A 24,573-nucleotide genomic window follows, 5' to 3' on the forward strand; every position below is an offset into this window, starting at 1 on the left:
GTCCCCCCGGCCCCCACCCTCAACCCCGCCGCGCGGCCGGCCCCCCCCCCGGCCGGCCAAAACGCCAATCCCCCTCAGCCCGACGCAGAAGATCTCCGTGGTCTCAGGGCGATTCGCGTTGCCGTGAGCTGAAGAACTCAGCGGGAGGCCAGCGCCTCCAGCTTGGGCACGACCTCGGCGGGCGTGGGAAGCGTCGAGATCTCCTTGGCGAGGAACTGGGTCCGCTCGGTGTAGCTCGGGTTCTCGAGCAGTTCCCGGCAGGCCGCGGCGATCGTTTCACCCGGCGCCTTGTCGGGCTCCTCGGCCTGCGGCCACAGCGTCTTGGCGGCGCCGAAGTCGCTGATGGCCTTGGCGATGGCCTCCCGGTGGTAGTTCGGGGGGAACTCCGGGGGGTTCTCGGGGATGATCAGCTGCGGCACGCCGTTGGCCATGAGGGTCGTGGCGGTGGTCGCGCCGCCGTGGTGGACCGCCAGATCACAGGTGGCGGCGGCGACGTCGATCGGGATCCAGCCGACACGCGCGTCGCCCAGCTCCGAGCCGAACCGCTCGGCGGCGCCGGGGGAGGCCGCGATCAGCACCTCGGCCCCCAGCTTGTTCAGCTCGCTCACCAGCAGCGGCATGGACCAGCCCGGTTCGCGGAACATCAGGCTGCGGAAACCCGAGGTGATCAGCACGCGGCGGCGCCCCTCGGGACGGGTGTACATCCAGCGCTCGAGCCGGCGCTGCGGGTTGCTCGGGATCCAGCGCAGCGGCTGTGCGGCGGGGTCGTGGGACGGCCGGAGCGACGGCGGGGTCGAGTCGAGGAACAGGTCGGGCTTCAGCAGCCCGTCCAGGCCCAGCCGGTCCAGCTCGGGGCGGAGCTCCTCCTCGGCGCCCGGGTCGATGCCGGTGACCGGGATCCCCAGGTACTCGACCTGGCGCACGTACGGGACCTTGAGGTGGGCGGCGAGCAGCATCGCCGCGTAGCTCTGCGAGCTGCCGACGACCACGTCGGGGGTCCAGTCCTTGGCCAGCTCCAGCAGGGACTCCACGCCGGCCAGGCCCATCCGGGCGAAGCCACGGCCCTGGCCGAACATCTCCTCGTCCCCCAGCTCGCGGGGGAACCGCAGGCCCCTGCCCGGGTTGGTGACCCGCATGAAGTGCCGGATCGGATCGACCGTGAAGCAGAACGTGGGAAGTCCGATGGCTTCAGCGGTCTCCACCCACGGCTCGTGGGCGGCCAGTATGACCTGATGGCCCGCGTTCCGCGCGGCCGTCGCCAGGGGGGCGGCGGCATAGAAGGTGGCCTGGCTGCCCGTGGTGATGAACAGGATTTTCATGGCACTCCGGATGCTTTTGTGAGACGCGGCCTGACGCATTAATGGACACCACCGATGTTCTACAGCGCGCTCTTTTTCTGTCAAACATCGCAAATGGCGACCCCGTTCGATTGCGGATTTCGCGCAGTTGAACAAGGCCGACGGCGGGGTCCGTTTCCCGGCCGCCCACCACGGCAATGTCGAAGATGCCACCGCCCCCGGCGGCTGACCATCCTGAGGTCAGGACGTGCTCGAGAAAGCCTCAGTAAATCGGATATCGAAAGTCGGTGGCACACATGAACAATCTGATCTACAACGCCCGAATGGCTCTCCGGGACATCATGGAAGTGAACATCTTCACTCAGGGCAACGACAAGGTCTATCTGACCGTTTTCCCGGACCTCGTCTGGGAGGGCACCGAGGAAACGCACACGGAAAAGGTCGTCCTGTCCATCATCGACCGCCTCCACGACATGGACATGGACGTCGTCGGCGGCGAGTCCGCCGTCCGGACCCTCCTGGACGCGGGACCCGTGGAGATCGTCCGCAAGGTCGCCTGAAAGCCGGTGCGCCGTGCCTTCGCGTCCTGCGGGCCGGTGGTCATTCCTGAGGAGGTACGACGGTCGTGATATCCCGTTACTCATTGCCCGAGATGGCGGAGCTCTGGTCCGATCAGGCCCGCTACGCCACCTGGGCCGAGGTGGAGGTCCTGGCCTCCGAGGCGCAGGCGCTGCTCGGCCGGGTTCCCGAGGGCGCCCTGGCGGACATCCGGCTGGCCCGGGTGCCGTCGGCGGCGCACGTCGCGGAGATCGAGCGCGAGCGGGACCACGAGATCCTCTCCTTTCTCGCCGCCTTCTGCGAGGACATGCCGGATGACTCCGCCCGGTGGGTACACCTCGGCATGACGAGCTACGACCTCGTCGACACCGCCCTCGGGTACACCCTCGCCCGGGCCTGCGACCTCCTGATCGGCGCCGTGGCACGGCTGCGCGGGGTGCTGGTGGACAAGGCGGTCGAGCACTGGGACACGGCATGCATCGGGCGCACCCATGGCATGCACGCCGAGCCCACGACGTTCGGCCACAAGCTCGCCGGCTTCGCGTTCGCGATCGACCGCTCGATCCGGCGGCTGACGGAGGCGCGTAAGCAGGTCGCGGTGGGCACGATCTCCGGCTCCGTCGGGACGTACGCACTGATCGATCCCTTCGTCGAGGAGCACGTGTGCGAGGCGCTCGGCCTCGGCGTGGAGCCGGCGCCGAGTCAGGTCGTGGCCCGCGACCGGCATGCCCAGCTCGTGCAGGCGATCGCGACGCTCGGCGCCTGTGTGGAGCAGATCGCCATCGAGGTCCGGCTGCTGTCCCGCAGCGAGGTCCGCGAGGTGGAGGAGCCCCGGACGGCCGCCTACCAGGGGTCGAGCGCGATGCCGCACAAGCGCAACCCGACGACCAGCGAGCGCCTGACCGGGCTGGCCAGGCTGTTGCGCGGGTACTCCGGGATGATGCTGGAGAACGTGGCACTGTGGCACGAGCGGGACCTGTCCCACTCGTCCGTCGAACGGGTCGTCCTGCCGGACGCGCTGATCGTCGCGCACTACCAGGTGACCGCGGCGGCCGACCTCGTGCGGGAGCTCGAGGTGTTCCCCGGCCGGATGCGCGACGCGATCGACCAGACCAACGGGCTGGCCTACAGCTCGGCGGTGCTCGCCGACCTGCTGGAGGGCGGCAGCGAGCGCGAGCGGACCTACCGGATGATCCAGGACGCCGCGAACGGAGAGGACTTCCTCACCCTGCTCAGGACCGAGGGGGTCGAGGCCGATCTGCTGAGGCCCGAGCGCTTCCTGGTACACCATGACGTCATTCACAAGCGTTTGGAGAACCTTCGTGAGCTGGAGCATTGAGCGGGAGAACGGCGCTGACCTCGACCTCGAGGAGGTGCTGCGGGTCTACCGGGAGTCGGGCCTCGGCGAACGACGGCCGATCGAGGAGACCGAGCGCATGGCGGCGATGGTGCGCAACGCCAATCTGGTCGTCACCTGCCGCATCGACGACGAGCTCGTGGGCATCGCGCGCAGCATCTCGGACTTCTCCTACGTGACGTATCTCGCCGACATCGCCGTCGTCCGCGCCCACCAGCGCTCGGGCATCGGCAGGGAACTCATCGACGCGACCCGCAAGGAGGCGCCGCAGGCCAAGATCGTCCTGCTGTCGGCGCCCGCCGCGACGGAGTACTACCCGTACATCGGCTTCACCGCGCACGACTCCGCCTGGGTGCTGAACCCCTGAGAGCTCCGCCCCGAGTGCCCGCGCCGGTCACCGGCGCGGGCACCGGGGGTTCGGTCAGTGGTGGCCGCCCGCGTGCATGGCGTGCATGGCGTGCATATGGGTGGCCGGCGTCACCACGAGGGGGCGCATCATGTGCTGCTCGTGCTCCAGCATGTGGCAGTGGTGGACGCCCCTGCCGACGACGGGGAACCGGACCGCCACGGTGACCAGCTCGCCCGGAGTGCCGTTCGGCCCGGCCGTGATCTGGCCCGCCGTCCCCACCCGTATGACGTCCTTCTCCCCCAGCTCGTGCGCTTCGAGCACCGACGCCGACTTGAACGCCACCGGCCTGGTCGAGCCGCGGGTGACCCGGTCGAATCCGCCGATGTCGTAGTTCTCGCGGGACAGCACCTGGAAGTGGGCCAGGTGGATGTGCATGGGGTGGGGGGCCGCGGCGAGGTTGAGGTACTTCCAGATCTCCACGCCGTCGTGCGCCGCGGTGAACGCGTTGCCGTCGTCGTAGGCCATCGACGTCCTGCGCAGCGTCTTGACGGCGCCCTGGGCGTCCTGGACCTGGACGATCCCGGCGGACGGGAAGGTGATCCCCGCCGGGTCGATCTCCTCCATCTCCCAGAGTTCGGGCATGTTGGCCGAGCCGGGACCGACCAGCACCACCCACCGGCCGGGCTGGTCGTGCGGAAGGTCGTCGTGGGTGACCCGAGTGAAGGTGGGCGAGACGACCGAGGGCAGCGTGAACCGGGTGGCCGGTCTGCGGTCGGTGACGCGGAACTGCATCACGTCGGGTTCCAGCAGATCGTTGCGCTTGTCAAAGGCGCCGGGCGTGACACCCTGCAGCGTGTTGACCAGCTTCAGGGCCTGTCCGCGGAACGCGCCGAAGTCGACCAGCACTTCGGCGCGCTCGCCGGGGGAGAGGTTGAGCGCCCCCTCGACCGGGACCGGTTTGTCGATCAGGCCCTGGTCGGTCCCGATCACCTGGAACGCCCCAGGAACGGGCCGGCCGTCCGCCAGCAGCATCAGCCGGTAGATCCGGGAGTTCGCGGTGTTGACGATCCGGAACCGGTACCAGCGCGGCTCGACCTCGAGATAGGGCCAGATGACCCCGTTGACCAGGGTGTAGGGGCCGGCGTGCGGGCGCATGAGCCGCTGCGCGCCGACCATCTCCACCTTGTGCACCAGGCGGCCGGTGAGGGCGCCCGACGCGTCCAGGCCGAAGTTGCGGTCGCTGAGCAGCAGCGGCACCTCCTGGTCACGCTTGGGCAGGTCCAGCGCCCGCTCCTCCGCGTTGCGCGAGACGAACATGCCCGCGAGCCCGGCGAACACGCTGAAACGGCTCACGTGGTGGGTGTGGTCGTGGTACCAGAGCGTCGTCGCGGCCTGGTTGTTCGGGTAGGCCGACAGCTGCACGTCGCCGGGAGCTATGAGGTTCTCCATCCAGCCGTCGTTGCCGCCACCGGTCAGCATGCCGTGCACATGCACCGCGGCCCACGGCGACAGGTCGGCCACGCCCGGGACCTCCTGGCAGCCGTCCGTGCCGGGGTAGTTGGTGAGCGGGTCGGGGGAGGGGCCTTTGGCCAGGCCGAAGTCGACGGCGGTGACCGGGATGTTCCCTGTCAGCCGGTTCTCCCAGACGACCCGGAGCGGACGGCCGCTGGTCGTCTCGATCGTCGGACCCGGATAGACGCCCTCGTAGGTCCACATCGTCACCGGCGGGAGCTCCGAGTGCAGGGTGACGTCGGCCGTGACCATGCGCACGGTCAGCTCGTCATGGCCGCCGTGGTCGCGGGGGCGGAGCACCGGCGGGGTCCGCAGCGGATCCTTGAACTTGGTCAGCTTCAGTTCGGCCGCCGACGGTTCCGGCCCGCCGGGGGCCGCGGCGGCCGTGGCCTGCGGCCTGGCGAAGACGGGGGCGGCCGCCACCAGGGCGCCCAGGCCGGTGACGACGCCGCCTCGCAGCAACGCTCGACGGTTCAGCCCGGTCGGTTCGGAATTGTCGGGATATGTAGGTTCCATTCGCCCGACGCTAGGGACGACCGCTCTCGTCGGGCTCGAGCTCGGCTTCAGCGCGGTGCGGTCGGTCCATGGCGGTCGGACCACGATGGCGTCGTCGGGTGCCACGGGCCCCTCAGGCCGGCCACCCCGACGACGTCGCGCACCGGTCAGGCCTACGGCGACGGAAGGGGGCTCACGCGGCCATGATCTCGGTGTCCCGGTTGACGAGCGTCGCGTAGTGGCCGCCGAGGCCGAGCAACTCGTCGTGGGTGCCGCGCTCGGCGATTCTCCCCCGCTCCAGCACGATGATCTCGTCGGCGTCGCGGATGGTCGACAGCCGGTGGGCGACCGTGATGGTGGTGCGGCCCGCGCTCGCCGCGTCGATGGCGTCCTGGACGGCCTGCTCGGTCTGGGTGTCCAAGGCGCTGGTGGCCTCGTCGAGCACCAGGATGGGCGGGTCGCGCAGGATGGCGCGGGCGATCGCCAGCCGCTGCTTCTCCCCGCCGGAGAACCGGTATCCGCGCTCACCGACCACCGTGTCGTAGCCGTCGGGCAAGGACATCAGATAGTCGTGGATGTGCGCGATCCGCGCCGCCGCGACCAGTTCCTCGTCGGTCGCGCCGGGTTTGGCGAACCGCAGGTTGTCGGCGACCGAGGCGTGGAACAGGTACGTCTCCTGGGAGACGACGCCGACCGCGGCGGCGAGCGTGGTGAAGGACAGGTCGCGCACGTCGACCCCGTCGATCGTGACGGCGCCGGACGTCGCGTCGTACAGCCGCGGGATGAGATAGCTGAGGGTGGTCTTGCCCGAGCCGGTCTCCCCGACGATCGCGAGGCTGCGCCCGGCGGGGACGGTCACGTCGACGCCGTCCAGCGTGGGCCGCTCCGCCCCGGCGTAGGAGAAGCAGACCCCCCGCAGGCACACCTCGCCCCGCAGGTCCGCCGGCACGACGGGCCGCTCCGGCTCGGCGACGTCGACGGGCAGGTCGAGGTAGTCGAAGATGCGGGCGAACAGTTCGAGCGAGCTCTGGATGTCCAGCCCGATGGTCAGGAGCCGCTGCGCCGGCCGGAACAGGCTCTGCTGGAGGGTGGTGAAGGCGACCAGGGCGCCGATGGAGATGGCCATGTGGCCGCCGCGTGCGGTCAGTCCCGCCACCCAGTAGATCACCGCGGGCATGGAGGCCATGACGATCCAGATCGTGGACTGGTACCACAGCCCCGCCGTGCTCGCGCGTACCTCGATGGTGGTGAGCCGGCGGGACTGCTTGGCGAAGGTGTCGGTCAGCGAGCGGGAACGGCCCATGGTGTGACCGAGCATGATGCCGCTGACCGACAGCGACTCCTGCACGATCGAGGAGAGATCGGCGAGCTGACGCTGCCGTTCACGGGTGATGACGCGGCGTTCGTCCCCGACGTGGCGGCTCACCCAGACGAACGCCGGGAGCATGATCAGCGACGCGATCGTGAGCCGCCAGTCGAGCAGCAGCATGGCGCTGGTCGTGGCGATGACGATGGTCAGGTCGGACACCAGCGCCGTGGCGGTGGTCGTCACGGTGACCTGCATCCCGCCGATGTCGTTGGCGATGCGCGACTGCACCTCGCCGGTACGGGTCCGGGTGAAGAAGGCCAGCGACATGCGCTGGAGGTGGGAGTACACGGCGGTGCGCAGATCGTGCATGACGAACTGGCCGACCTTGGCGGAGACATGGGTCTGCCAGACATTGATCGAGCTGGTGGCGACGGAGACGACGATCATGCCGAGCGCGAGCAGCGACAACAGCCCCGTCCTGCCCTGCGGCAGCGCCACGTCCAAGATCTCCCGGATCAGGAACGGGTTGACGAGGGAGACCAGGGACGAGCCCGCGACCAGGAAGGCGACGAACAGCAGGCTTCCGCGATACGGGCGGAACAGCCTGAGGACGCGTCGCTTCTGTACGGGGAGATGAGCGGTGGCCGACCCGGTGGAACTCACCCTGGTCTCCTTCTTTTTCGGTCAGTTCCAGTCGACGGAACGCAGGACGAGGGCGGAGTTGAAGCCGCCGTGGCCCCGGGCCAGGACGAGAGCCGTGGTCACGGGGGTGTGCCGCGGCGTGGTGACCAGATCGAGGTCGTAGTCGGGGGAGAGGGTGACGTTCGCCGTCGGCGGGATCACCCCGTCCCGCATCGCCAGCAGGGCGGTGGCGACGTCCAGGGGGGCTGCCCCCGAACCGAGCCTGCCCGTCATGGTCTTGGGCGCCGTGACGGGGACCGCCCGGGGCCCGAAGACCTCGGTGATCGTCGTCGCCTCGATCCGGTCGAGCTCCGGGGTGGCGGCCGCGTCGGCGAAGACGACGTCGATCCCGCTCGGCGACAGCCCCGCGTCGTCCAGCGCGATCTCGATCGCCTTCCGCAGCGTCGGCTCCCGCCCGCTGTCCGGACTCGGGTCGAACGTGGATCCGTAGCCGCTGATCTCGCCGTAGACCTGGGTCGCGCCGCGTCGGCGCGCGGCCTCGGCGTCCTCGAGGATCAGCAGGGCCCCGCCCTCACCGGGCACGTACCCGGCCGCGTCGGCGTCGAAGGGGAGGTACGCCCGGTCGGGCCGCTCGTCGGTGCTCAGCTCTCCGGTGGTGAGCTGGGCCACCCACCCCCACGGGCAGATGGCGGCGTCGACGCCGCCGGACAGGATCAGATCACTGCCCTTGCGGACCAGACGACGAGCGTGTGCGAGGGCGTCGAGCCCGCCCGCCTGGTCGCTGACCACCACGCCGCTGGGACCGCGCAGACCGTGCCGGATCGAGATCTGGCCGGTGTTGACCGCGTAGAACCAGGCGAAGGACTGGTAGGCGCTGACGTACTGGCTGCCCTTGCTCCAGAGGTTCTGGAGCTGCCCCTGGCCGAACTCGAAGCCGCCGGAGGTGCTGGCGGTCATCACGCCCATGCCGAACTCGTCCGCTTCCTCCGTGCTCACCCCGGCGTCGGCCAGGGCGTGATCGGCGCCGACGAGGGCGAGCTGGGTCATGCGGTCGGTCTGCGGGATGAGCCGGCTCGGCAGGTGCTCTTCGACGGCGAACCCGTCCACCTCTCCGGCGAGCTTCGACGGGTAGCGCTCCGGATCGAAGCGCTTGATACGGCCGATGCCGGTCCTGGACGCGCGGGTGGCGTCCCAGTAGTCGTCCACACCGAAGCCGTTGGGGGACACGATGCCGATGCCGGTCACCACCACCTGGGAGCTCATGCCGTCGTGTTCCTGTCGGGTCGGGCGAGAACCATCGCGCTCTGGAAGCCGCCGAAACCGCTGCCGACCGTCAGCACCGTGTCGGTGCGCCAGTCGCGCGCGGTCAACGGCACGTAGTCGAGGTCGCAGTCGGGGTCGGGCTTGTGCAGGTTCGCTGTCGGGGGCACCACGTTGTTCTCCATGGCCAGGACCGAGGCGGCGATCTCGATCGAGCCGATCGCGCCGAGCGAGTGCCCGACCATCGACTTGATCGAGCTCACGGGGGTACGGCGGGCGTGGTCGCCGAGGCTGCGCTTGAAGGCGCTGGTCTCGTGCCGGTCGTTCTGCTTGGTTCCCGAGCCGTGCGCGTTGATGTAGTCGACGGCCTCGGGGCCGATCCTCGCCTCGTCCAGCGCCGAGCGGATGGCCTCGGCCATCTCCCTGCCGTCGGGACGCAGCCCGGTCATGTGGAAGGCGTTGCAGCGGCTGGCGTATCCGGCGATCTCGGCGTACACGTGGGCACCGCGCCGGCGCGCGGACTCCCACTCCTCCAGGACGAACATCGCGGAGCCCTCGCCCAGCACGAAGCCGTTGCGGGTGAGGTCGAAGGGCCGGGAGGCGTGCTCGGGGTCGTCGTTGCGCGGTGTGGTCGCCTTGATCGCGTCGAAGCACGCCACGGTGATCGGCGAGATCGGCGCGTCCGTGGCACCGGTGATCATCACCTCGGCCGAGCCCTCGCGGATCAGTTCGGCCGCGTAGCCGACCGCGTCGATGCCCGAGGTGCAGCCGGTGGAGACCACGGTGGAGGGCCCCTCGGCGCCGACCGCCCAGGCGACCTCGGCGGCGAAGGAGCTCGGGACGAAGTAGTTGTAGAGGTGGGGGACGGCGTACTCGTGGTCGACGAGATCGAGTCGGCCGCCGTCGCTGACCACCCGGTACTCCTGGTCGAGACCCATGGAGGAGCCCACGGCGCTGCCGACGGCCACCCCGAGGCGATGGGGCGCGACGCCGCGCAGATCCAGTCCGCTGTCCGCCACCGCCTCACCCGCCGTGACGAGGGCGAACTGCGCGGCCCGGTCGGTGCGCCGGATCACCTGCGGACCGAGCCCGTGCTCCTCCGGTTCGAAGTCGATCTCGGCCGCGATCCGGGAACGGAACGGCGACGGATCGAAGAAGGTGATCCCCCTGGTGGCCGTCCGCCCCTCACTGAGCAGGCTCCAGAAGTGCTTGGTCCCCATTCCTCCCGGAGCCGCCACCCCGACTCCGGTGATGACCACACGCCGGCGCGTCACGACGACTCCCACGTGTAGAACCTCTGCGCCATGGCGTCCGCGGGTGAACGCCAGGTCGCCGGGTCGTATGCCTCGATGAACGGCTTGAGGTCCTGGCTGATCCGAACGAAGCGCGGATCGGCCTTCGCCTGCTCGATGAGCTCTCCGCCGTTGTCGTCGTCGAAGTCCTGAAGATGGAAGTACAGACCGTTGAACATGAAGAGCTGACGTCGCCGGGTCCCCATGCGATGCGGCATGTCGGTCTCGTCGAAATCGCTGAAAAGCCGAGCCACGTCAGCACTTGAACGCGAAGCCATTTTCGCCACTATCAGATTGCTGTGCATTCGACCGCCTCCTCGAGGGCGTGCTACGTCTATCGCAGTTCCTTGACCAGTGCCGCCCATGTGGCGAGCTCCTCTTCCGACAACGGTGGCAGGCAGAGCTGGTCGGCAGGCGGGATTCTGAAGTCCGTCCAGTCATAGGGGGGATGCATTCCACTCCAAGCAAATCCCATCCACATCAGGCCCTCTCTGAAGGTCTTCCATATGGATCGCATGGCGGACCCGAGCCTCGCGCCCATGTCAATCTCCATTCGCCGGGAAATCACCCATCGCCACCTTGCGTGACGCCCCTCAAGAAAGGGTCGGGAATGCGTCGAATTCCGCTGGAGAGTGTGCGGCCCCGGGATTTCGCTCGTGGAGTCGAGTGGAGGGTGTGTGGCGCCGGGATTTCCCTCCCGGAGTCGACGTCCTGTCGTTCTCGGGAGATGGAAAAAGGGCGGTTCCTGGAAGGAACCGCCCTTTCGGGGGGCCGGGGTGACGGAATGTCACCCGCTGTGCGGTGGACGCCGGCGACACCTCGCCTCATCGGCGAGACGGCAGAGCCTCAGTGCCGGCATCACCCATGGGGGTGGAGTACCGGTTCCAGCGCCTGACGCCGGCCGCTCACCGTGCGCAACCGCCGGCGATCGAGCGGCGAAGGACGTCGGTCCAGCCGGGCCGAGAGCAGTTCCGCGGCCCGCTCGTGCTCCCCGCCCGAGACGAGGGCGTGCAGCAGGGTCTCCTCCACGACCTCGTGCTGCGCCTTGCTGCCACCCACCCGGTGGAGCAAGGGCAGCAGCGGCCACAGCCTCATCGCCGCTTCCTGCCAGCACTGCCGGAGCACCGCCGAAAGGGCCTCGCACAGCGGCGCTATCACCAGCGGGAAGGTCTCCTGACGGTGCGTCACGGCATAGCCGCGCAGCTGCCCCAGTCCGTCGAGGTCGGCAGCCGCCGCGAGGGCCAGCGCGCTGTGCAGGGCGGCGAAGGCCGTCGCAGGCGCGTCCAGCCAGTGCTCGGGAGCCGCGTCCAGCAGCTCGGCGACAGGCAGCTCGCCCCTCCAACTGCCTGCCATGCGGGAGCGCCAGAGCAGGGAGGCCGAATCGACCAGCACCCGGCCGCCGCTCACCTTGGAGGCGACGAGCTCCCGGTGGTAGCGGCGGTGCACGGCGGGCCGGTCGTCGAGCATCAGCTCGTGCAGCGCGGCGTGCCAGGCGAAGTGGGAGCGATGACTGGACCCGGCCCCGTGACGGCGGATCCACTCGTCCAGCCAGGCCAGTCCGGCGCGGTGCTCGCCGGTCTCGTAGAAGACGTGTGTCCTGGCGTGGACGGCGTGGCCGGCCGAGGACCGGGCAGCGAGCGCTCGCGTGGCCAGGGCCTCGGCCTCCTGCCAGCGCTCCTGCTCCTGCCGGACGAAGGCGAGCTGTCCCAGATACCACCAGTCGGCCCCGTAGGTGCCGGACAGGCCCTCGACCAGGGCCCAGGTCTCCTCGCCGCTGGTGACGCCGTTGAACGAGATGGTCGGCACGGCCGCGCTCACCACCAGCGCGTCCCGGGGATGCTCGGCGATATGGCTCAGGAGGGCCGCCTTGCCCGACTCCTCGGTGCCGGTCAGGCGAGCGTCCACCGCGGCGACCAGGCTGCGTTCGCGGTCGTCCGCCCGGCGCACCGCGGCCCGACGCGCGGCGTCGAGCGCGGAGGCCGGGTCCACGAGAGCCCCGCACTCGTGACCGAGCAACGCCAGTGCCGCATGGCCCGCGGCGAAGTGGGGGTCGGCGGCAACCGCCTCGGTCAGCAGCGTCTCGCCGCCGTGTTCGCCCGCAAGGATCCGTTCGAGGGCCTCGTTGTACACCTCCGCCGCCTCGCGGGTCGTGCTCAGACTCAGGCCGTAGCGGTCGGTGGCCCCGGGCGCACGGCGGCCGGCGAGCGCGGTCAGCACGCTGTTCGCGACGTCCGCGGCCTGGCTGCGGATCTCCGGAAGCGCCGTGCTCTCCAGCAGGTTCCCGCGCCGCAGAACCCCGAGCGTCCACAGTCGCGAGGCGGAGGTGACGGCCGCGGGCACCAGCCGTCCGTCGCTCCACGTGTCGACTCCCATGCCGGCGGGGCCGGTCCGGGCGTAGCCCTGATCCAGCAGGCAGCGCACCAGGGGGTCGGCCGTGCGGCGGAGGTCGGTCTGTGCTCCGGTGCAGTTGACCACCGCACCGACCCGGAGCCTCCTCCCGTCGCTCAGCCGTACGGACACCGCGCCGTCGCTCGGTTCGGCCTGGACCATTTCGGCGCTTCCCACCCGCAGCCGGCCCGAGGACCGCAACTCGCGGACCGCGACCGCCGTCCCGGGTGCCATGCGGTGACGGTGCACCTCCCAGAGCCGCAGATCCTCCCGGAGGAAGCGGGTCCGGTCGGCCGCGGACAGCTGCTGCCACACAGCCGCCGTCACCGGGCGAAGCCCGTCCATACCGGGACGCCAGTCGCCGCCGGCACGCCGACTCGCGGCGAGGTACCGCCGTACGTCCCGACGCAGTGCGTCGAGACCGCGCGAACCGTCGAGACTCGGCGGCGCGGCGGCTGGGATCGCGTGGGCCAGATGTTCCTGGGGGACGAGCCCGTTGCGGGACACCGCGTGCAGCACTCTGTCCGGGCGGGCCAGGGTGACGGCCAGGTCCGCCATGGTCAGACCGGTGCCGACCAGCAGGACGTCCTCGTCCTCGGGCACGGCGTCGAGCGCGCCGGGCACCCAGGGATCGGCGACGAAGTGCCCGGATTCCCGCAGTTCGGTGCCGGCCCAGTCCTGGCCGGGCGCGAAGTTGCCCAGCGCGAGCACGGCCGCGTCCACCCGAAGCTCGCCGCCGCCGGCGAGCCGCAGCGCACACCCGGCCCCCTGCTCGCGGGCGGCGACGACCCGGTCCCGCACTCGGTGCAGGCGGGTCTTGCGGCACCCCTCGGCGGTGCGCTCGAACACCTCGGTCAGATACCGCCCGTACTCCTGCCGGGAGACGTAGTCACCGGGCGCGGCGGAGGGGTGGCCGAGGGCGAGCCACCGCAGGAAGTGCTCGGGGTCGTCCGGGAAGGCGCTCATCCGGCCGGCGGCCACATTGAGCAGATGGCGCGGGTCGGACGTCCCGTAGGCGACTCCCGGTCCGGCCTGTTCGGCAGGGTCGATCAGCCACATCTCGAGCGTCCGGCCAAGGCGCTCGGCCTGCCGCATCAGCTGAATCACCGTCAGTGTCCCTGCCGCACCGGCACCGACGACTGCGACGCGGTGCGAGGACGAATTACAGCTCAACGTTCGACTCCCTGGTTCAATCGACTTCGTCTCGCCGCCATGAGGCCCCACACAGGTCGGGCGGCCAGGCCGGAGGAGCCGGCCACTGCGGCGCTCAAGGGGCGCCGTCGTGCTCGTCCACCAGCAGGAACGCCCCCGCCGCGGGCACCCGGCGACAGGTACGAGCGGCAGCTTCTCGATGGTCCGCGGCGAGACCTCGGCGGATCGCCCGCGACCGCGCGACGGGCGGGCGCGGCGGCGAACCGTCGGACCGTTCCCTCCGGATCCCGGGCGGGCACCGGAAGGTCGTCAGCCGCGACCCGCGTGTCGGTCGGAGAGAACGCCGGCGCCCGCGTCTGCGAGGGACGGACCGCGGATGACTGCGCCCCGAGCGGTACGAGCCGCGCCGGCCGAGATCGCGGCACGTCGCCGACGTGCACGTGCAGTGATGCCTGGCATCAGACCCGGTCCTCCTCGTCGAGTGCTTCGGTGGTGCGTACGGCCTCGAAGGCCTCGCCCGCCATTCCGGCGGTGAGGGTGGTGCCGTCGGCCGGGTCGATCAGCAGGAGCGAGCCGGTCCGGCGGTTGTCGGTGTAGCTGTCGAGCGTCAGCGGCTCGGCGGTGCGCAGCACCACGTGGCCGATGTCGTTGACCTGCAGCCCCGCAGCTCCGGAACGCTGTTCGAGAGTGCCGATGTCGATCCGGTACGAGATGTCCTTGACCAGCGCGCGTACGGTGCGGGTGGTGTGCTTGAGGAGCACCGTGGCGCCGGCGCGCAGCGGGCGCTCGTCGAGGTGGCAGACATGGGCCTCGACGTCCCTGGTGGGCACCGGCGTGGGGCCGGCCGCGATCAGGTCGCCGCGGGAGATGTCGATGTCGTCGGCGAGCCGGACGGTGACCGACTGGGGCGCCCAGGTGATGTCCGTCTTCTTGCCGAGCGCGTCGATGGCCGCGACGGTGGTGGTGTGGCCGGAGGGCAGGACGGTGACGGCGTCCCCGACCCGCAGCACGCCGGAGGCCAACTGGCCCGCGTAGCCCCGGTAGTCGTGATGCTCCTCGCTCCGCGGGCGGATCACGTACTGGACCGGGAAGCGTGCGGGCTCCTCGCTCGGGTCGCTGTCGACCGGGACGGTCTCCAGGTGCTCCAGCAGGGTCGGGCCGCCGTACCAGTCCATGTGGGCAGAGGGCTCGACCACGTTGTCACCGGCCAGCGCGGAGATCGGGATCGCCACGACGTCCTCGATCCCGAGGGAGGCCGCGTAGGAGGTGAACTCCTCGGCGATGGCCGCGAAGACGGGCTCGGTGTAGTCGACCAGGTCCATCTTGTTGACGGCCAGCACCATGTGCGGAACGCGCAGCAGCGCGGCGACGGCGGCGTGCCGGCGGGTCTGCTCGACCACGCCGTTGCGGGCGTCGACCAGGACGACGGCGAGCTCGGCGGTGGAGGCGCCGGTGACCATGTTCCGGGTGTACTGCACATGGCCGGGGGTGTCGGCGAGGATGAACCGCCGCCGGCCGGTGGCGAAGTAGCGGTAGGCGACGTCGATGGTGATGCCCTGCTCGCGCTCGGCGCGCAGGCCGTCGGTGAGCAGTGCCAGGTCGGGCGCGTCCTGGCCGCGATTGCGGGAGGCGTGCTCGATGGCCTCCAGCTGGTCGGCCAGCACGGACTTGGAGTCGTGCAGCAGACGGCCGACGAGGGTGGACTTGCCGTCGTCGACGGAGCCGGCGGTGGCGAAGCGCAGCAGCGAGGTGACGGGGGCGTTCTGAGCGGTGGTCATGTCAGAAGTACCCCTCGCGCTTGCGGTCTTCCATGGCGGCCTCGGAGAGCTTGTCGTCGGCCCGGGTGGCGCCACGCTCGGTGAGGCGGCTGGCGGCGATCTCGGCGATGACGTCCGCGTTGGTGGCGGCGTCGGAGTCGACGGCGCCGGTGCAGGACATGTCGCCGACGGTGCGGTAGCGGATCAGCCGCCGCTGGGGCGTCTCGTGTTCCTTGGGGCCGCCCCACGCGCCGGCGGTCAGCCACATGCCGTCGCGGCTGAACACGTCCCGCTCGTGGGCGTAGTAGATGTCCGGGAGCTCGATGCCCTCGCGCTCGATGTACTGCCAGACGTCCAGCTCGGTCCAGTTGGAGAGCGGGAAGACGCGCACATGCTCGCCGGGCGCGTGCAGGCCGTTGTAGAGCGACCACAGCTCGGGACGCTGGCGGCGCGGGTCCCAGGCGCCGAACTCGTTCCGCAGCGAGAAGACACGCTCCTTGGCGCGGGCCTTCTCCTCGTCGCGGCGGCCGCCGCCGAAGACCGCGTCGAAGCGGTGGGACTCGATGGCGTCCAGCAACGGCACGGTCTGCAGCGGGTTGCGGGTGCCGTCCGGGCGCTCGCGCAGCCGGCCCTCGTCGATGTAGTCCTGGACGGAGGCGACGTACAGGCGCAGGTCGTGCCGCGCCACCACGCGGTCACGGTAGGCGATGACCTCGGGGAAGTTGTGCCCGGTGTCGACGTGCAGCAGCGAGAAGGGGACCGGCGCCGGATGGAAGGCCTTGAGCGCCAGATGCAGCATGACGATCGAGTCCTTGCCGCCGGAGAACAGGATCACGGGCCGTTCGAACTCCCCGGCCACCTCGCGGAAGATGTGCACCGACTCCGTCTCGAGGGCGTCCAGGTGCGACAGCGCGTAGGGGTTCTCCGACGCCTCGATCAGACTCGGGGTCGCGGTCGTCATGCCAGGTCCCTCTCGGTCAGGAGGGCGTGCAACTCGGCGGCGGACTCGGTCACCGATCGGCCCTGCGTCTGGATGCGCAGCTCCGGGTCGTCCGGGGCCTCGTACGGGTCGTCCACGCCGGTGAGACCGGAGATCTCGCCGGCGGCCTGCCGGGCGTACAGGCCCTTCACGTCACGCTCGGAGCAGAGCTCGACGGGGGTGGCCACGTGGATCTCCAGGAACTCCGTGCCGCCCGCGGCGTGCCGGTCACGGACGGCGGCGCGGGAGGCGGCGTACGGGGCGATGACCGGGGCCAGCACCTTGACGCCGTTGGCGGCCGGCTTCTGAGCCACCAAGCCGATCCGGGTCACGTTGGTGTGCCGGTCCTCCTTGGTGCACCCCGGTCCCCTGGACAGGAATTCGCGGATCTCGTCACCGTCGAGCATCTCGACCCTGTGGCCCGTGGCGCGCAGGCGCTCGGCGAGGGCGAAGGCGAGGGTGGTCTTTCCCGCGCTGGGCAGTCCGGTCAGCCACACGGTGGCGCCGCGCTCACAGGCGGCGGCCGCGGTGGCCGCCTCTGCGGTGTCCCCGGCGGCCAGGGTGTGATCTGTGGTCACGGCGATGTTCTCCTGAAAGTGAGTTGACGGACTGTCAGAAGCGGTTGTCGCACTCGGTCTTGCGCGGGCCGGCCCGGCGGGCGCGGGCGCCCCGTCCGCTCTCGCCCTCGCCCTCGCCGGGCCCGGCGGTGCAGGGCAGCGGCGGGCAGCGAGGTCACCGGCCCGCCGAAGCAGCCGGCCGAGGACACACGGACCGGGGACACACGGATCGGGGACATACGGATCGGGGACACAACGGAACCACCGCGCGACCCCCGGCGAACGCACAGGCCGCCCGGCCGGGGTGGCGGGGCCTGTCAGGTGGTGGCGAACTCGACCAGGACCCGGCCGAGGACATCCATGTCGATCCGGTGCCAGGAACCGGGCAGTTCGAGCCCCCGGCCGTTGGGCAGGGCTGCCGTGGTCGCCCGCGCCGCCGCGCGCAGCCAGGCGCTGGTGCTGTCACTGTTGAGGACCAGCGTCTCCGTCCGGTAGCCGGCGAGCCGGTCGACCGGGACGCGGTAGTCGCCGCAGACCGCGGTGTCGTAGGCGAGTGTGTGGGCGTTCGCCTCGTTCATCGCCCAGATCGGGCCCTTCCGCCAGTCCGCGACCGTGTCGGGGGTGAAGCCCAGGAAGCCGCCGAGGAAGTACTCGACCGCCTCGTCACGCCGGTCTTCCGCCAGGAGGACCCGGAGCGTCTTCGCGAAGTTCCACGGGGGCTTCGGGTATCCGTCGACCCGGAAGAACGGCTCGTGCAGCGCCAGTTTGGTGATCGGGGCGCCCGCGAGCGCCGCCTCGAGCGCCAGATTCGCGCCCGAGGACCCGGCGAACACCACCGCTGAGCCACCGGCCTCCTGGATCACCGCCTCGAGATCCTCGATCTCCCGCTGCACGGCGTACTCGGGGGAGTCACCGCTCTCACCGCGCCCCCGACGGTCGTAGACATAGGTGGTGCAGTGCGGCGCCAGCTCGGGAACGAGCGGGTCGAAGATCGTGTGATCGCGGAAGGACCCGTTGAGAAGCACGATCGGCGGGCCCTCGCCCGCCGTCTCGTAAGCGATCGTCGTGCCGTCCCGCGAAACGACCTTGCGCATCACGCACTCCTCATGCCGAACGGAGGTGCTCTCACCTCGCCGTATGTCGGCATCTTCGAGCGCGCCGGTGGATCGCCGGTCGAGGACCGGTCGCGGGTGGCCCGCGCCCCTCAGGCGAGCCAGCCGGCCTCGGTGGCGATGCGCACGGCGTCGATCCGGTTGCGGGCGTTGAGCTTCACCACGGCCGTCGTCAGGTAGTTGCGCACCGTGCCGATCGACAGGTGCAGCTTCGCGGCGATCTCTCCGGGCTCGTCGCCCTGCGCGGCCATGGCGAGCACCTCGGTCTCGCGCTCGGACAGCGGGTTCTCGCCGATGTCCCATGCGCTCATGGCTAACTGCGGGTTGATCACCCGGCGGCCCGCGGCCACCTCCCTGACGGCCTGCGCGAGCCCTTCGGACGGAGAGTCCTTGAGCAGGAAGCCCGAGACGCGCGCGGACATCGCACGGCGCAGCAAGCCGGGACGTCCGAGCCCGGTCATGATCAGCGTGCGGCACTCCGGAAGCTGGTCGTGCAGCATCTCGGCCGCGGTGAGGCCGTCCATCCCCGGCAGATCGACGTCCATGATCGCCACATCCGGTCGGCACTTCAGTGCGGTGGGGACGATCAGGTCACCCCTGTCCACCACGGCGACGACTTCCAGGTCCGGCTCCAGTCCGAGCAGCGCGACCAGCGCTCCCCGCACCAGGTGCATGTCCTCGGCCAGGAGAATTTCGAGCCGCCGATTCTCCACCTGTCCCCCTTTATTTTTTATTGAGAATGGGCAAATTCCCCAAAAGTGCCCGTCAGCTGTCAGCGCGTGGCCTCCGTTTGTTGGACGGTGAATGGCTGCCCGTCTGTATTTGACGAGCCGAATTCCGGAAGCGGTCGTCGGCGTTCCGACCGGTCGTGCGCGCCCAGCTGCCCGCGGTACCCGCGCGCAACGAGCCGGACATCGGCGAGGGCCTGGCGGGAGAGTTCGAGCACGGTGGTCAGCTCGTCCCGCGCGGGCCCCGGTGACTGCGGCAGCAGCCGGTGGATGAGCGCGCACTTCATCGTGATCGCGGACAGGCTCGAGCCGAGCACCTCGCGCAGCTCACGCTCCACGATCAGGCGCTCGCGGGCGACGGCCAGCCGTGCGAGCGCGCCCTTGGCCTCGTGCAGCTCGGTGACCAGCCGGTACAGCGCGGTGAAGCCGTAGACGACCAGGCCTGCCACCAGTGAGGAGTCGGCCAGGTAGACGATGTCGGACAGCGCTACGCCGACGGCTGCCGCCACCGGCACGACGACCGCGACCGAGGTCGCGTAGAGCGCCCACCGGAGTGTGCCCGGCACGGTGATCAGCAGAGATCCGGCGAGGAACCCGGCCATCGAGCCCCAGGGGCCCCCGAGCCACAGCAGCGGGGCGTACGTGGCGGCGGCCTGGACCCCGAGGGTGAGCGCCCTCGTACGCACCGGCCAGGTGTGTGAGCGGCGCAGCGAGTGGAGCGCCTGCAGCGCCACGACGACGGCGAAGCAGCCGAGGAAGGCGAGCATGGCGGTCCCGGACCCGGCGCTGTCCGCGGCGTTGATCACGGTGATGAGCGTGTAGCCGAGCAGGACGGCCACGAGCATGCTCCGCGCCATCCTTGGCGCCCAGTGCTGGGTGGCCCGCCCGCGGTCCTGGGGTGCGGACTCCGCGGGGCTGTCGTCGTCCCGGGGAGCGACCGGGGCGTGGCCGACGACCTGGAACCAGCCCTCGCCGTCCGGCCCGCTGGTCAGGTCGCCACCGACGCCGCGCAGCCGGGTCGTCAGATTGCCGAGCCCGCTGCCGCCTTCCGCGTTTCCGGCCTCCGCGCCGGTGCCCGGACAGACGTCGCCGACGCCGTCGTTGCGGATCCGCAGCGACACCGTCTCGCCCTCCCGGGTGGCGGTGACCGCGCAGTGCTGCGCCTTGCTGTGCCGCAGGGCGTTGGTGACGGCCTCGCGCAGCACGATGGCCAGCACGGTGTCCACCTGTCGCGGCAGCGGCCCGCAGGCCAGGTCGGCCTCGGCCGCGATCCGGGCGGCGGACAGGACCGAGAGCGCGGACTCGGTCTCGGCGGCCAGCGACATGTCGCGGTAGCCGGTCGCGACCAGGCGCACGTCGCCCAGGGCCTCGCCGGCGACGCCGAGCACCCCGGCGACCTCGGATCTGGCCTGCTCGGGCGCGGTCGGGAGCAGCCGGTGGCCGAGCTCGCACTTCAACGCGATCGCCGACAGGCTGTAGCCGAGGAGGTCGTGCAGGTCGCCGGCGACCCGCAGCCGCTCCTGGACGACGGCCATCCCGGCCAGCGCGCGCCGGGCGTCGCGGATCTCGGCGACCAGACCGGACAGCGAGCTGACCCCGAAGATGATGAGACTGGCGAGCATCGTGGCGCCGACCCCGTAGATCGCGACACCCGGCCCGGCGATCGCGACGACCGCGGGCACGATGCCCGCGGTGACGGCGGCGTACAGCGGCCAGCGGAGCCGGCCGGGCACGGCCAGCAGCACCGAACCCGCGAGCAACCCGGCCATCGCACCCCACGGCAGCCCGAGCCAGGCGAGCGGCAGGTAGGTGACCAGGGCCTGGGCGGACAGGGTCAGCACGCGGACGCGGACCGGCCAGGTGCGCGGCTGCCGGGTGGAGTGCGCGTACTGCAGGGCGAGAACGGCAGCCAGGCAGAGGGCGAGTAAGGCCAGCCGCCAGGGACCGGGGTCCTGGTCGAGGACGTTCAGCACGGTGACGAGGGTGTGGCCGCCGAGAACCCCCAGCGTGACCAGGAGCGCCATACGCGGAGCCTGCAGTCCGGACTCGTCGTCTCGGCCGTCGCCCTGAGATGCGTCGAGCATCGGCGCGTGCCTCCTCGTCCGACCTGCGGTGACTGAGAGCACAGGCAAGCGCCCGGCATCCCCCCTGATACCGCCGGTGATGTTACCTACACAGCATCACCTTGTCATGACCAAGTCTTCACTTTTTCCGACTTCGTATACTGCTCTTATCGAACCGGCTCTTATCGTCACCACGTGATCGTCACGATGGGTGATTTCCCGGGGCCGGCGGAATTCCAGGTCTAGAGGAACATGGGAATCGGGTTGAGATCCTCATAACGCGTGGGCGAGTCGAGCCTGCCCAGACGCACCGGCACGTCGAACAGACGGCCCGGCGCGAACCTGGCCCAGAAGTGCCGGAGGCCGGGGACGACGACCTTCACCACCGGCAGCCCGAGGTCGGGCCTGGTCTGGTCGAGCACGAACACCTCGAGACCATGGCTCCGGGCCAGCGAGCAGAGGTCGTCGAGGTCATCCCGGAGGTCGGTGCGCGGGACGTGTCCGTAGTCCGCCGGGGTGCGCGCGGGTCGCTCGGGGTCGGGCACGAGATAGGGCTGTGAGGCGACCGTCGCCTCGCGCCACCAGTCGAGCAGATGTCCGGGCAGCCCCGGCGCGTAGCCGTCGGTCACGGCGGGCAGCAGCTGGCCCAGCTCGGTGACGGCACGGCTCAGCGCGACGGCGGCGTCACGGTGCGCGCCGAAGCCGAGCATGATGTCCTCGGCAGGTCCGTCGACGCGGTGCGAGACCGCGGCCATGACCGGGATGCCCAGGTCGGCGGTCAGATCGAGCACCCAGAGCGTGCGATTCAGCTCGCGGAACCGGCCGGGCAGGGCGGAGATCCACGGGTCGTCGAACGAGTCCAGGTCCACCCCGGCGTGGCGGGTCCGGTTGTACCACCACAGCGCGACGGCGTCGCGCTCGACCAGTTCGAGGAAGCCCTGGAGGATGGCGTCTTCGAGAGTGCCGCCCGCGGCGTTGCCGTTGGAGTCGGCGATGACCGAGGCGCTCCCGTCGCCGCCGAAGTACAGCAGGCTGGTCGGCAGGAGCCGGTGCGTGCCTCCGGTGAGCGACCACACGGGCGTCCACTCGATCTTCGCGTTCTCGTCGAACGGCTCGGGCACGTGCTGGAAGGGAATGCCCGGGGCGTTCCACCGCTCGCGCTCCCGGTACTGGCGTTCGTCGAACAGCATGCACTCGCCCGGATGGATGGCTTCGGGCGCGAGATCGCGGTAACTGCCGAGGACCGTCGCCTCGTCATGGAAGCGCGACGCGCTGTACCGCTCGACCCCCTCGCAGAGGGCGCTGACCCTGGCGTCCAGGTCGGTGCGTCCCTTGCCCCCGCTCTGCATGCGCAGTCCGGCACGGAACGAGGGGAGATCGGATCCGGCCAGTGCCAGGTTGGGGCCGGCCTGGTAGCAGTGCAGGAACGACGGGCTGCGCGGGTCGCGGACGACCCGCTCGACGATCCCGGTGACGGGGTCGGCGAGGTGGCGAAAGCGCTCCCACATCCGCTCCGCGGAGAGCGCCCGGTGCCCGTTGCCCGCGGTGACGCCCTTCGGCCGGGAGACCGGGCGGACCGGCCGCAGGGCACGGTCGGCGACCAGATGGGGGTCGCCGCAGTCGGGGCACTGCGGCCGAGGGGCGACGGGATGGTGGGCGGCGGTGAGCGTCAGGGTGTCCAGAGTCCAGACGGAGTGCCGGCTGTCGTCGCGCAGGCCGGCGAGCCATTTGGCGGCCTCGAGCGCCGCCGCCTGAAGTCCGAGCTCTCGGGTCGCCGCCAGCGAGGCCTCCGGAACCCGTACCGGACCGGCCAGTCCCAGCGCGCGCCGCACGTGGGTCTCGCCGCGCCGGTGGGAGCGCAGCCGCACGGCCAGGCAGGACAAGCAGGGCCCGGTCCCCGGCTGGAAGACCGGGCCGATCCAGAGCTGCGCCCCGTACGGCTTGGCCGGCAGCCACGGCCGCCCGTCCACGAGCCGGGCGGCGTTGAAGTCGGCCAGCGCCGGATCCAGGTAGTCGTCGCAGACGACCAGGGTGAAGGGCGCCTCGGGGCCGCAGGACAGGCCGGCCGCCTGGCAGGCCCGCTCGGCCGCGGCCGCGTCGGCCCCGCCGAGCGCGACGACGCTCAGCGCGGCGTCCGTCGGGCCGCCGACCCCGGCCAGATCCCAGTACGCTCCGGCCGCGGCGTCCTGCGGGCCGGTGTGGAAGCCGACAAGACCTGCCGCGGCGAGCCGGTCGATCATGCCGTCCAGCTTCTCCGCCGGGATTTCCGCGGCGGCCCGCAGCTCGGTGAGGGTCAGTGAGCCGTCGAGCAGCGGCGCCACCTGGTGGATGGCGGTTCCGGACAGGGCCGTCGTGCCTCGGGGTGAGACGAGGTAGACCGCCTCGCCCGGGATGATCTCGGCCCGCAGGTGTCGCCGGAATCCGATCGGCCGTTCGTCCGCGCGCATACTAGGCCGCTCTCGGCGCCGCACCGGGGATCAGGATGAAGCACCATCCGGAGGGGTCGTCCGTGCCGGGAGTGGAGCCGTCGAGGTTCTCGATGATCAGGTCGTCACAGCTGGGAGTGATCTGCATGATGCCGCCTCTCTCCGTTCCGTCGGCGGTCGTCGCCGCGGTGACCGAAGTCTCCAAGCGCCGTCCCGCGGGACGCCATGCTGCGATTCACGTTCCCCGTGTGAATTCTTCATACGGAGGAGATGTGCAGCTCAGTGGGCAACTCCCGGCCGACTGTGGATGCTGGTGACCGAGACCGATCGGTGCGATGCCTGGAGGAATGGAATGTCCGAAGGCCCCAGTACGTACGACGCCGTCAATGCCGAGCAGCAGCTCGGACGGCTGAGCATCGGGCTGCTCGGCTCGCTGTCCCTGTATCTCGACCGGACGCCCGTGACGGCCAGCGCGCCCAAGCAGCGGCAGGTGCTGGCGCTGCTCGCGCTGAACGCGGGCAGGGTCGTCACGGTGCCGGCGCTCATCGAGGAGTTGTGGGGAGACCGGCCCCCGCGCAGCCATGCCACCACCTTGCAGACGTACGTCCTGCAGCTGCGCAACGCGCTGGCGGCCGCCGACTCCGACCGTCCTGGCGTACGCCAGATACTCAGCACCCGCCACAGCGGTTACCTCCTGGAAGGCGGCGCGTGCGAGACGGACGTCGAGGCGTTCGAGCGCAGGGTGCGCGCCGGCCGTGCCGCCTCCGAGGCGGGTGACCACCACCGCGCCTCGGAGGAACTGCGCCAGGCGTTGCAGTTGTGGCGCGGCCCCGCGCTGGTGGACGTCCGCAAGGGCAGCGTCCTGGAGATCGAGGCGGTGTCCCTGGAGGAGAGCCGGCTCGGCGCGCTCGAACGGCGCATCGAGTCGGACCTGGCCCTGGGACGCCACGCCGACCTGCTGGGCGAGCTGACGCGCGTGGTGGCGAGGAACCCGATGAACGAGAACCTCTGCGCCTACCTGATGATCGCCCTCTACCGGGCGGGACGTGTCGGGCGTTCGCTGGAGGCGTTCCACCAGATCAGGTCCGTGCTCAACCGTGAGTTGGGCGTCGAGCCCTGCCCGCGGCTGCAGGGCCTGCAGACGGCGATCCTGTCGGGGGACCCGGCGCTGGACGTCTGGTCCGGGTCGTGGTCCCCCGAGGAGTTCGCCGCGGCCCGTCTCGCACGGGTCTAGTGATCTGCCCGGACAGGTTCACCGGGTCGGCGATGACGCCGCTGAAGACTGCGGGATGGGGGCGGACATCCCGTTCGACGTGGGGGGTGGGGGATGGCGGATGGG

At 70.7% G+C, this 24,573-nt stretch carries 19 protein-coding genes; 4 read left to right on the plus strand and 15 right to left on the minus strand.

All coding sequences use genetic code 11. The features are described 5' to 3' along the window. Positions 1 to 137: 137 nt before the first annotated feature. Positions 138 to 1,319 (minus strand): nucleotide disphospho-sugar-binding domain-containing protein, encoded by a 1,182-nt coding sequence (locus tag ACFVXA_RS27415; RefSeq protein WP_362016342.1) that lies wholly within the window; start codon positions 1,317 to 1,319, stop codon positions 138 to 140. 275 nt (positions 1,320 to 1,594) lie between these two features. Between ACFVXA_RS27415 and ACFVXA_RS27420 the strand changes: the two genes are divergently transcribed. The 3 genes from ACFVXA_RS27420 to ACFVXA_RS27430 all read left to right on the plus strand — a co-directional run bounded on the left by ACFVXA_RS27420 (position 1,595) and on the right by ACFVXA_RS27430 (position 3,580). Continuing rightward, positions 1,595 to 1,858, plus strand: coding sequence for a hypothetical protein (locus ACFVXA_RS27420; RefSeq protein ID WP_362016340.1), 264 nt, complete (start codon positions 1,595 to 1,597; stop codon positions 1,856 to 1,858). A gap of 65 nt (positions 1,859 to 1,923) precedes the next feature. Continuing rightward, complete coding sequence (purB, locus tag ACFVXA_RS27425) at positions 1,924 to 3,195, plus strand: adenylosuccinate lyase (RefSeq protein WP_390027153.1); 1,272 nt, start codon at positions 1,924 to 1,926, stop codon at positions 3,193 to 3,195. Further along, entirely contained in the window at positions 3,179 to 3,580 is a 402-nt protein-coding gene (locus ACFVXA_RS27430; RefSeq protein ID WP_383741020.1) for a GNAT family N-acetyltransferase, read from the plus strand. Before purB ends, ACFVXA_RS27430 begins: the two co-directional genes overlap by 17 nt. 54 nt (positions 3,581 to 3,634) lie before the next feature. Here ACFVXA_RS27430 and ACFVXA_RS27435 read toward each other — a convergent pair whose 3' ends face one another. From ACFVXA_RS27435 to ACFVXA_RS27500, 14 genes are all read right to left on the minus strand, one after another. Continuing rightward, positions 3,635 to 5,590, minus strand: coding sequence for a multicopper oxidase family protein (locus ACFVXA_RS27435; protein ID WP_389751756.1), 1,956 nt, complete (start codon positions 5,588 to 5,590; stop codon positions 3,635 to 3,637). 172 nt (positions 5,591 to 5,762) lie between these two features. Continuing rightward, complete coding sequence (locus tag ACFVXA_RS27440; RefSeq protein ID WP_383741026.1) at positions 5,763 to 7,541, minus strand: ABC transporter ATP-binding protein; 1,779 nt, start codon at positions 7,539 to 7,541, stop codon at positions 5,763 to 5,765. A 21-nt stretch (positions 7,542 to 7,562) separates the two neighbouring features. Further along, positions 7,563 to 8,783, minus strand: coding sequence for a ketosynthase chain-length factor (locus tag ACFVXA_RS27445; protein ID WP_362016329.1), 1,221 nt, complete (start codon positions 8,781 to 8,783; stop codon positions 7,563 to 7,565). Continuing rightward, positions 8,780 to 10,054 carry a beta-ketoacyl-[acyl-carrier-protein] synthase family protein gene (locus tag ACFVXA_RS27450; RefSeq protein WP_362016327.1) on the minus strand — a complete coding sequence of 425 codons (1,275 nt, stop codon included), beginning with the start codon at positions 10,052 to 10,054 and terminating at the stop codon, positions 8,780 to 8,782. Before ACFVXA_RS27450 ends, ACFVXA_RS27445 begins: the two co-directional genes overlap by 4 nt. Beyond that, positions 10,051 to 10,377: a TcmI family type II polyketide cyclase gene (locus ACFVXA_RS27455; protein ID WP_362016325.1), complete on the minus strand. Its 327-nt coding sequence runs from the start codon at positions 10,375 to 10,377 to the stop codon at positions 10,051 to 10,053. The genes ACFVXA_RS27450 and ACFVXA_RS27455 overlap by 4 nt, the downstream gene beginning before the upstream one ends. 553 nt (positions 10,378 to 10,930) lie before the next feature. Beyond that, entirely contained in the window at positions 10,931 to 13,633 is a 2,703-nt protein-coding gene (locus tag ACFVXA_RS27460) for an FAD/NAD(P)-binding protein (RefSeq protein ID WP_390027156.1), read from the minus strand. Positions 13,634 to 14,070: 437 nt separating this feature from the next. Beyond that, positions 14,071 to 15,390: a sulfate adenylyltransferase subunit 1 gene (locus ACFVXA_RS27465; RefSeq protein WP_390027159.1), complete on the minus strand. Its 1,320-nt coding sequence runs from the start codon at positions 15,388 to 15,390 to the stop codon at positions 14,071 to 14,073. 1 nt (position 15,391) lies between these two features. Further along, positions 15,392 to 16,330 (minus strand): sulfate adenylyltransferase subunit CysD, encoded by a 939-nt coding sequence (gene cysD, locus ACFVXA_RS27470; protein ID WP_390027162.1) that lies wholly within the window; start codon positions 16,328 to 16,330, stop codon positions 15,392 to 15,394. Next, a complete protein-coding gene (cysC, locus tag ACFVXA_RS27475; RefSeq protein WP_390027250.1) occupies positions 16,327 to 16,908 on the minus strand; it encodes an adenylyl-sulfate kinase in 582 nt (193 codons plus the stop codon). Before cysC ends, cysD begins: the two co-directional genes overlap by 4 nt. Before the next feature lie 314 nt (positions 16,909 to 17,222). Then, positions 17,223 to 17,999, minus strand: coding sequence for an alpha/beta fold hydrolase (locus tag ACFVXA_RS27480; protein WP_390027165.1), 777 nt, complete (start codon positions 17,997 to 17,999; stop codon positions 17,223 to 17,225). A gap of 110 nt (positions 18,000 to 18,109) precedes the next feature. Next, positions 18,110 to 18,730, minus strand: a complete 621-nt coding sequence (locus tag ACFVXA_RS27485) for a response regulator transcription factor (protein WP_362016314.1) — start codon at positions 18,728 to 18,730, stop codon at positions 18,110 to 18,112. 59 nt (positions 18,731 to 18,789) lie between these two features. After that, complete coding sequence (locus ACFVXA_RS27490) at positions 18,790 to 20,829, minus strand: histidine kinase (RefSeq protein WP_390027168.1); 2,040 nt, start codon at positions 20,827 to 20,829, stop codon at positions 18,790 to 18,792. Positions 20,830 to 21,050: 221 nt separating this feature from the next. Then, positions 21,051 to 23,255: a TOMM precursor leader peptide-binding protein gene (locus tag ACFVXA_RS27495; RefSeq protein ID WP_389751765.1), complete on the minus strand. Its 2,205-nt coding sequence runs from the start codon at positions 23,253 to 23,255 to the stop codon at positions 21,051 to 21,053. A 1-nt stretch (position 23,256) separates the two neighbouring features. Further along, positions 23,257 to 23,382, minus strand: a complete 126-nt coding sequence (locus tag ACFVXA_RS27500; protein ID WP_362016308.1) for a hypothetical protein — start codon at positions 23,380 to 23,382, stop codon at positions 23,257 to 23,259. Between the two features lie 204 nt (positions 23,383 to 23,586). Here ACFVXA_RS27500 and ACFVXA_RS27505 point away from each other — a divergent pair, with 204 nt between their 5' ends. Further along, a complete protein-coding gene (locus ACFVXA_RS27505) occupies positions 23,587 to 24,468 on the plus strand; it encodes a BTAD domain-containing putative transcriptional regulator (protein WP_390027171.1) in 882 nt (293 codons plus the stop codon). The last annotated feature ends 105 nt before the right edge of the window (positions 24,469 to 24,573 follow it).

The organism is Streptomyces sp. NPDC058246 (assembly GCF_042881985.1).
In the GTDB taxonomy this organism is placed as follows: Bacteria; Actinomycetota; Actinomycetes; order Streptomycetales; family Streptomycetaceae; genus Streptomyces.

Coding starts and splice junctions, on each gene's coding strand:
- ACFVXA_RS27435 (WP_389751756.1), bottom strand. CDS start 5,590: ATGGAACCTACATATCCCGACAATTCCGAACCGACCGGGCTGAACCGT.
- ACFVXA_RS27465 (WP_390027159.1), bottom strand. CDS start 15,390: ATGACCACCGCTCAGAACGCCCCCGTCACCTCGCTGCTGCGCTTCGCC.
- ACFVXA_RS27415 (WP_362016342.1), bottom strand. CDS start 1,319: ATGAAAATCCTGTTCATCACCACGGGCAGCCAGGCCACCTTCTATGCC.
- ACFVXA_RS27500 (WP_362016308.1), bottom strand. CDS start 23,382: ATGCAGATCACTCCCAGCTGTGACGACCTGATCATCGAGAACCTCGAC.
- ACFVXA_RS27445 (WP_362016329.1), bottom strand. CDS start 8,783: ATGAGCTCCCAGGTGGTGGTGACCGGCATCGGCATCGTGTCCCCCAAC.
- ACFVXA_RS27455 (WP_362016325.1), bottom strand. CDS start 10,377: ATGCACAGCAATCTGATAGTGGCGAAAATGGCTTCGCGTTCAAGTGCT.
- cysD (WP_390027162.1), bottom strand. CDS start 16,330: ATGACGACCGCGACCCCGAGTCTGATCGAGGCGTCGGAGAACCCCTAC.
- ACFVXA_RS27480 (WP_390027165.1), bottom strand. CDS start 17,999: ATGCGCAAGGTCGTTTCGCGGGACGGCACGACGATCGCTTACGAGACG.
- ACFVXA_RS27495 (WP_389751765.1), bottom strand. CDS start 23,255: ATGCGCGCGGACGAACGGCCGATCGGATTCCGGCGACACCTGCGGGCC.
- ACFVXA_RS27420 (WP_362016340.1), top strand. CDS start 1,595: ATGAACAATCTGATCTACAACGCCCGAATGGCTCTCCGGGACATCATG.
- ACFVXA_RS27490 (WP_390027168.1), bottom strand. CDS start 20,829: ATGCTCGACGCATCTCAGGGCGACGGCCGAGACGACGAGTCCGGACTG.
- ACFVXA_RS27505 (WP_390027171.1), top strand. CDS start 23,587: ATGTCCGAAGGCCCCAGTACGTACGACGCCGTCAATGCCGAGCAGCAG.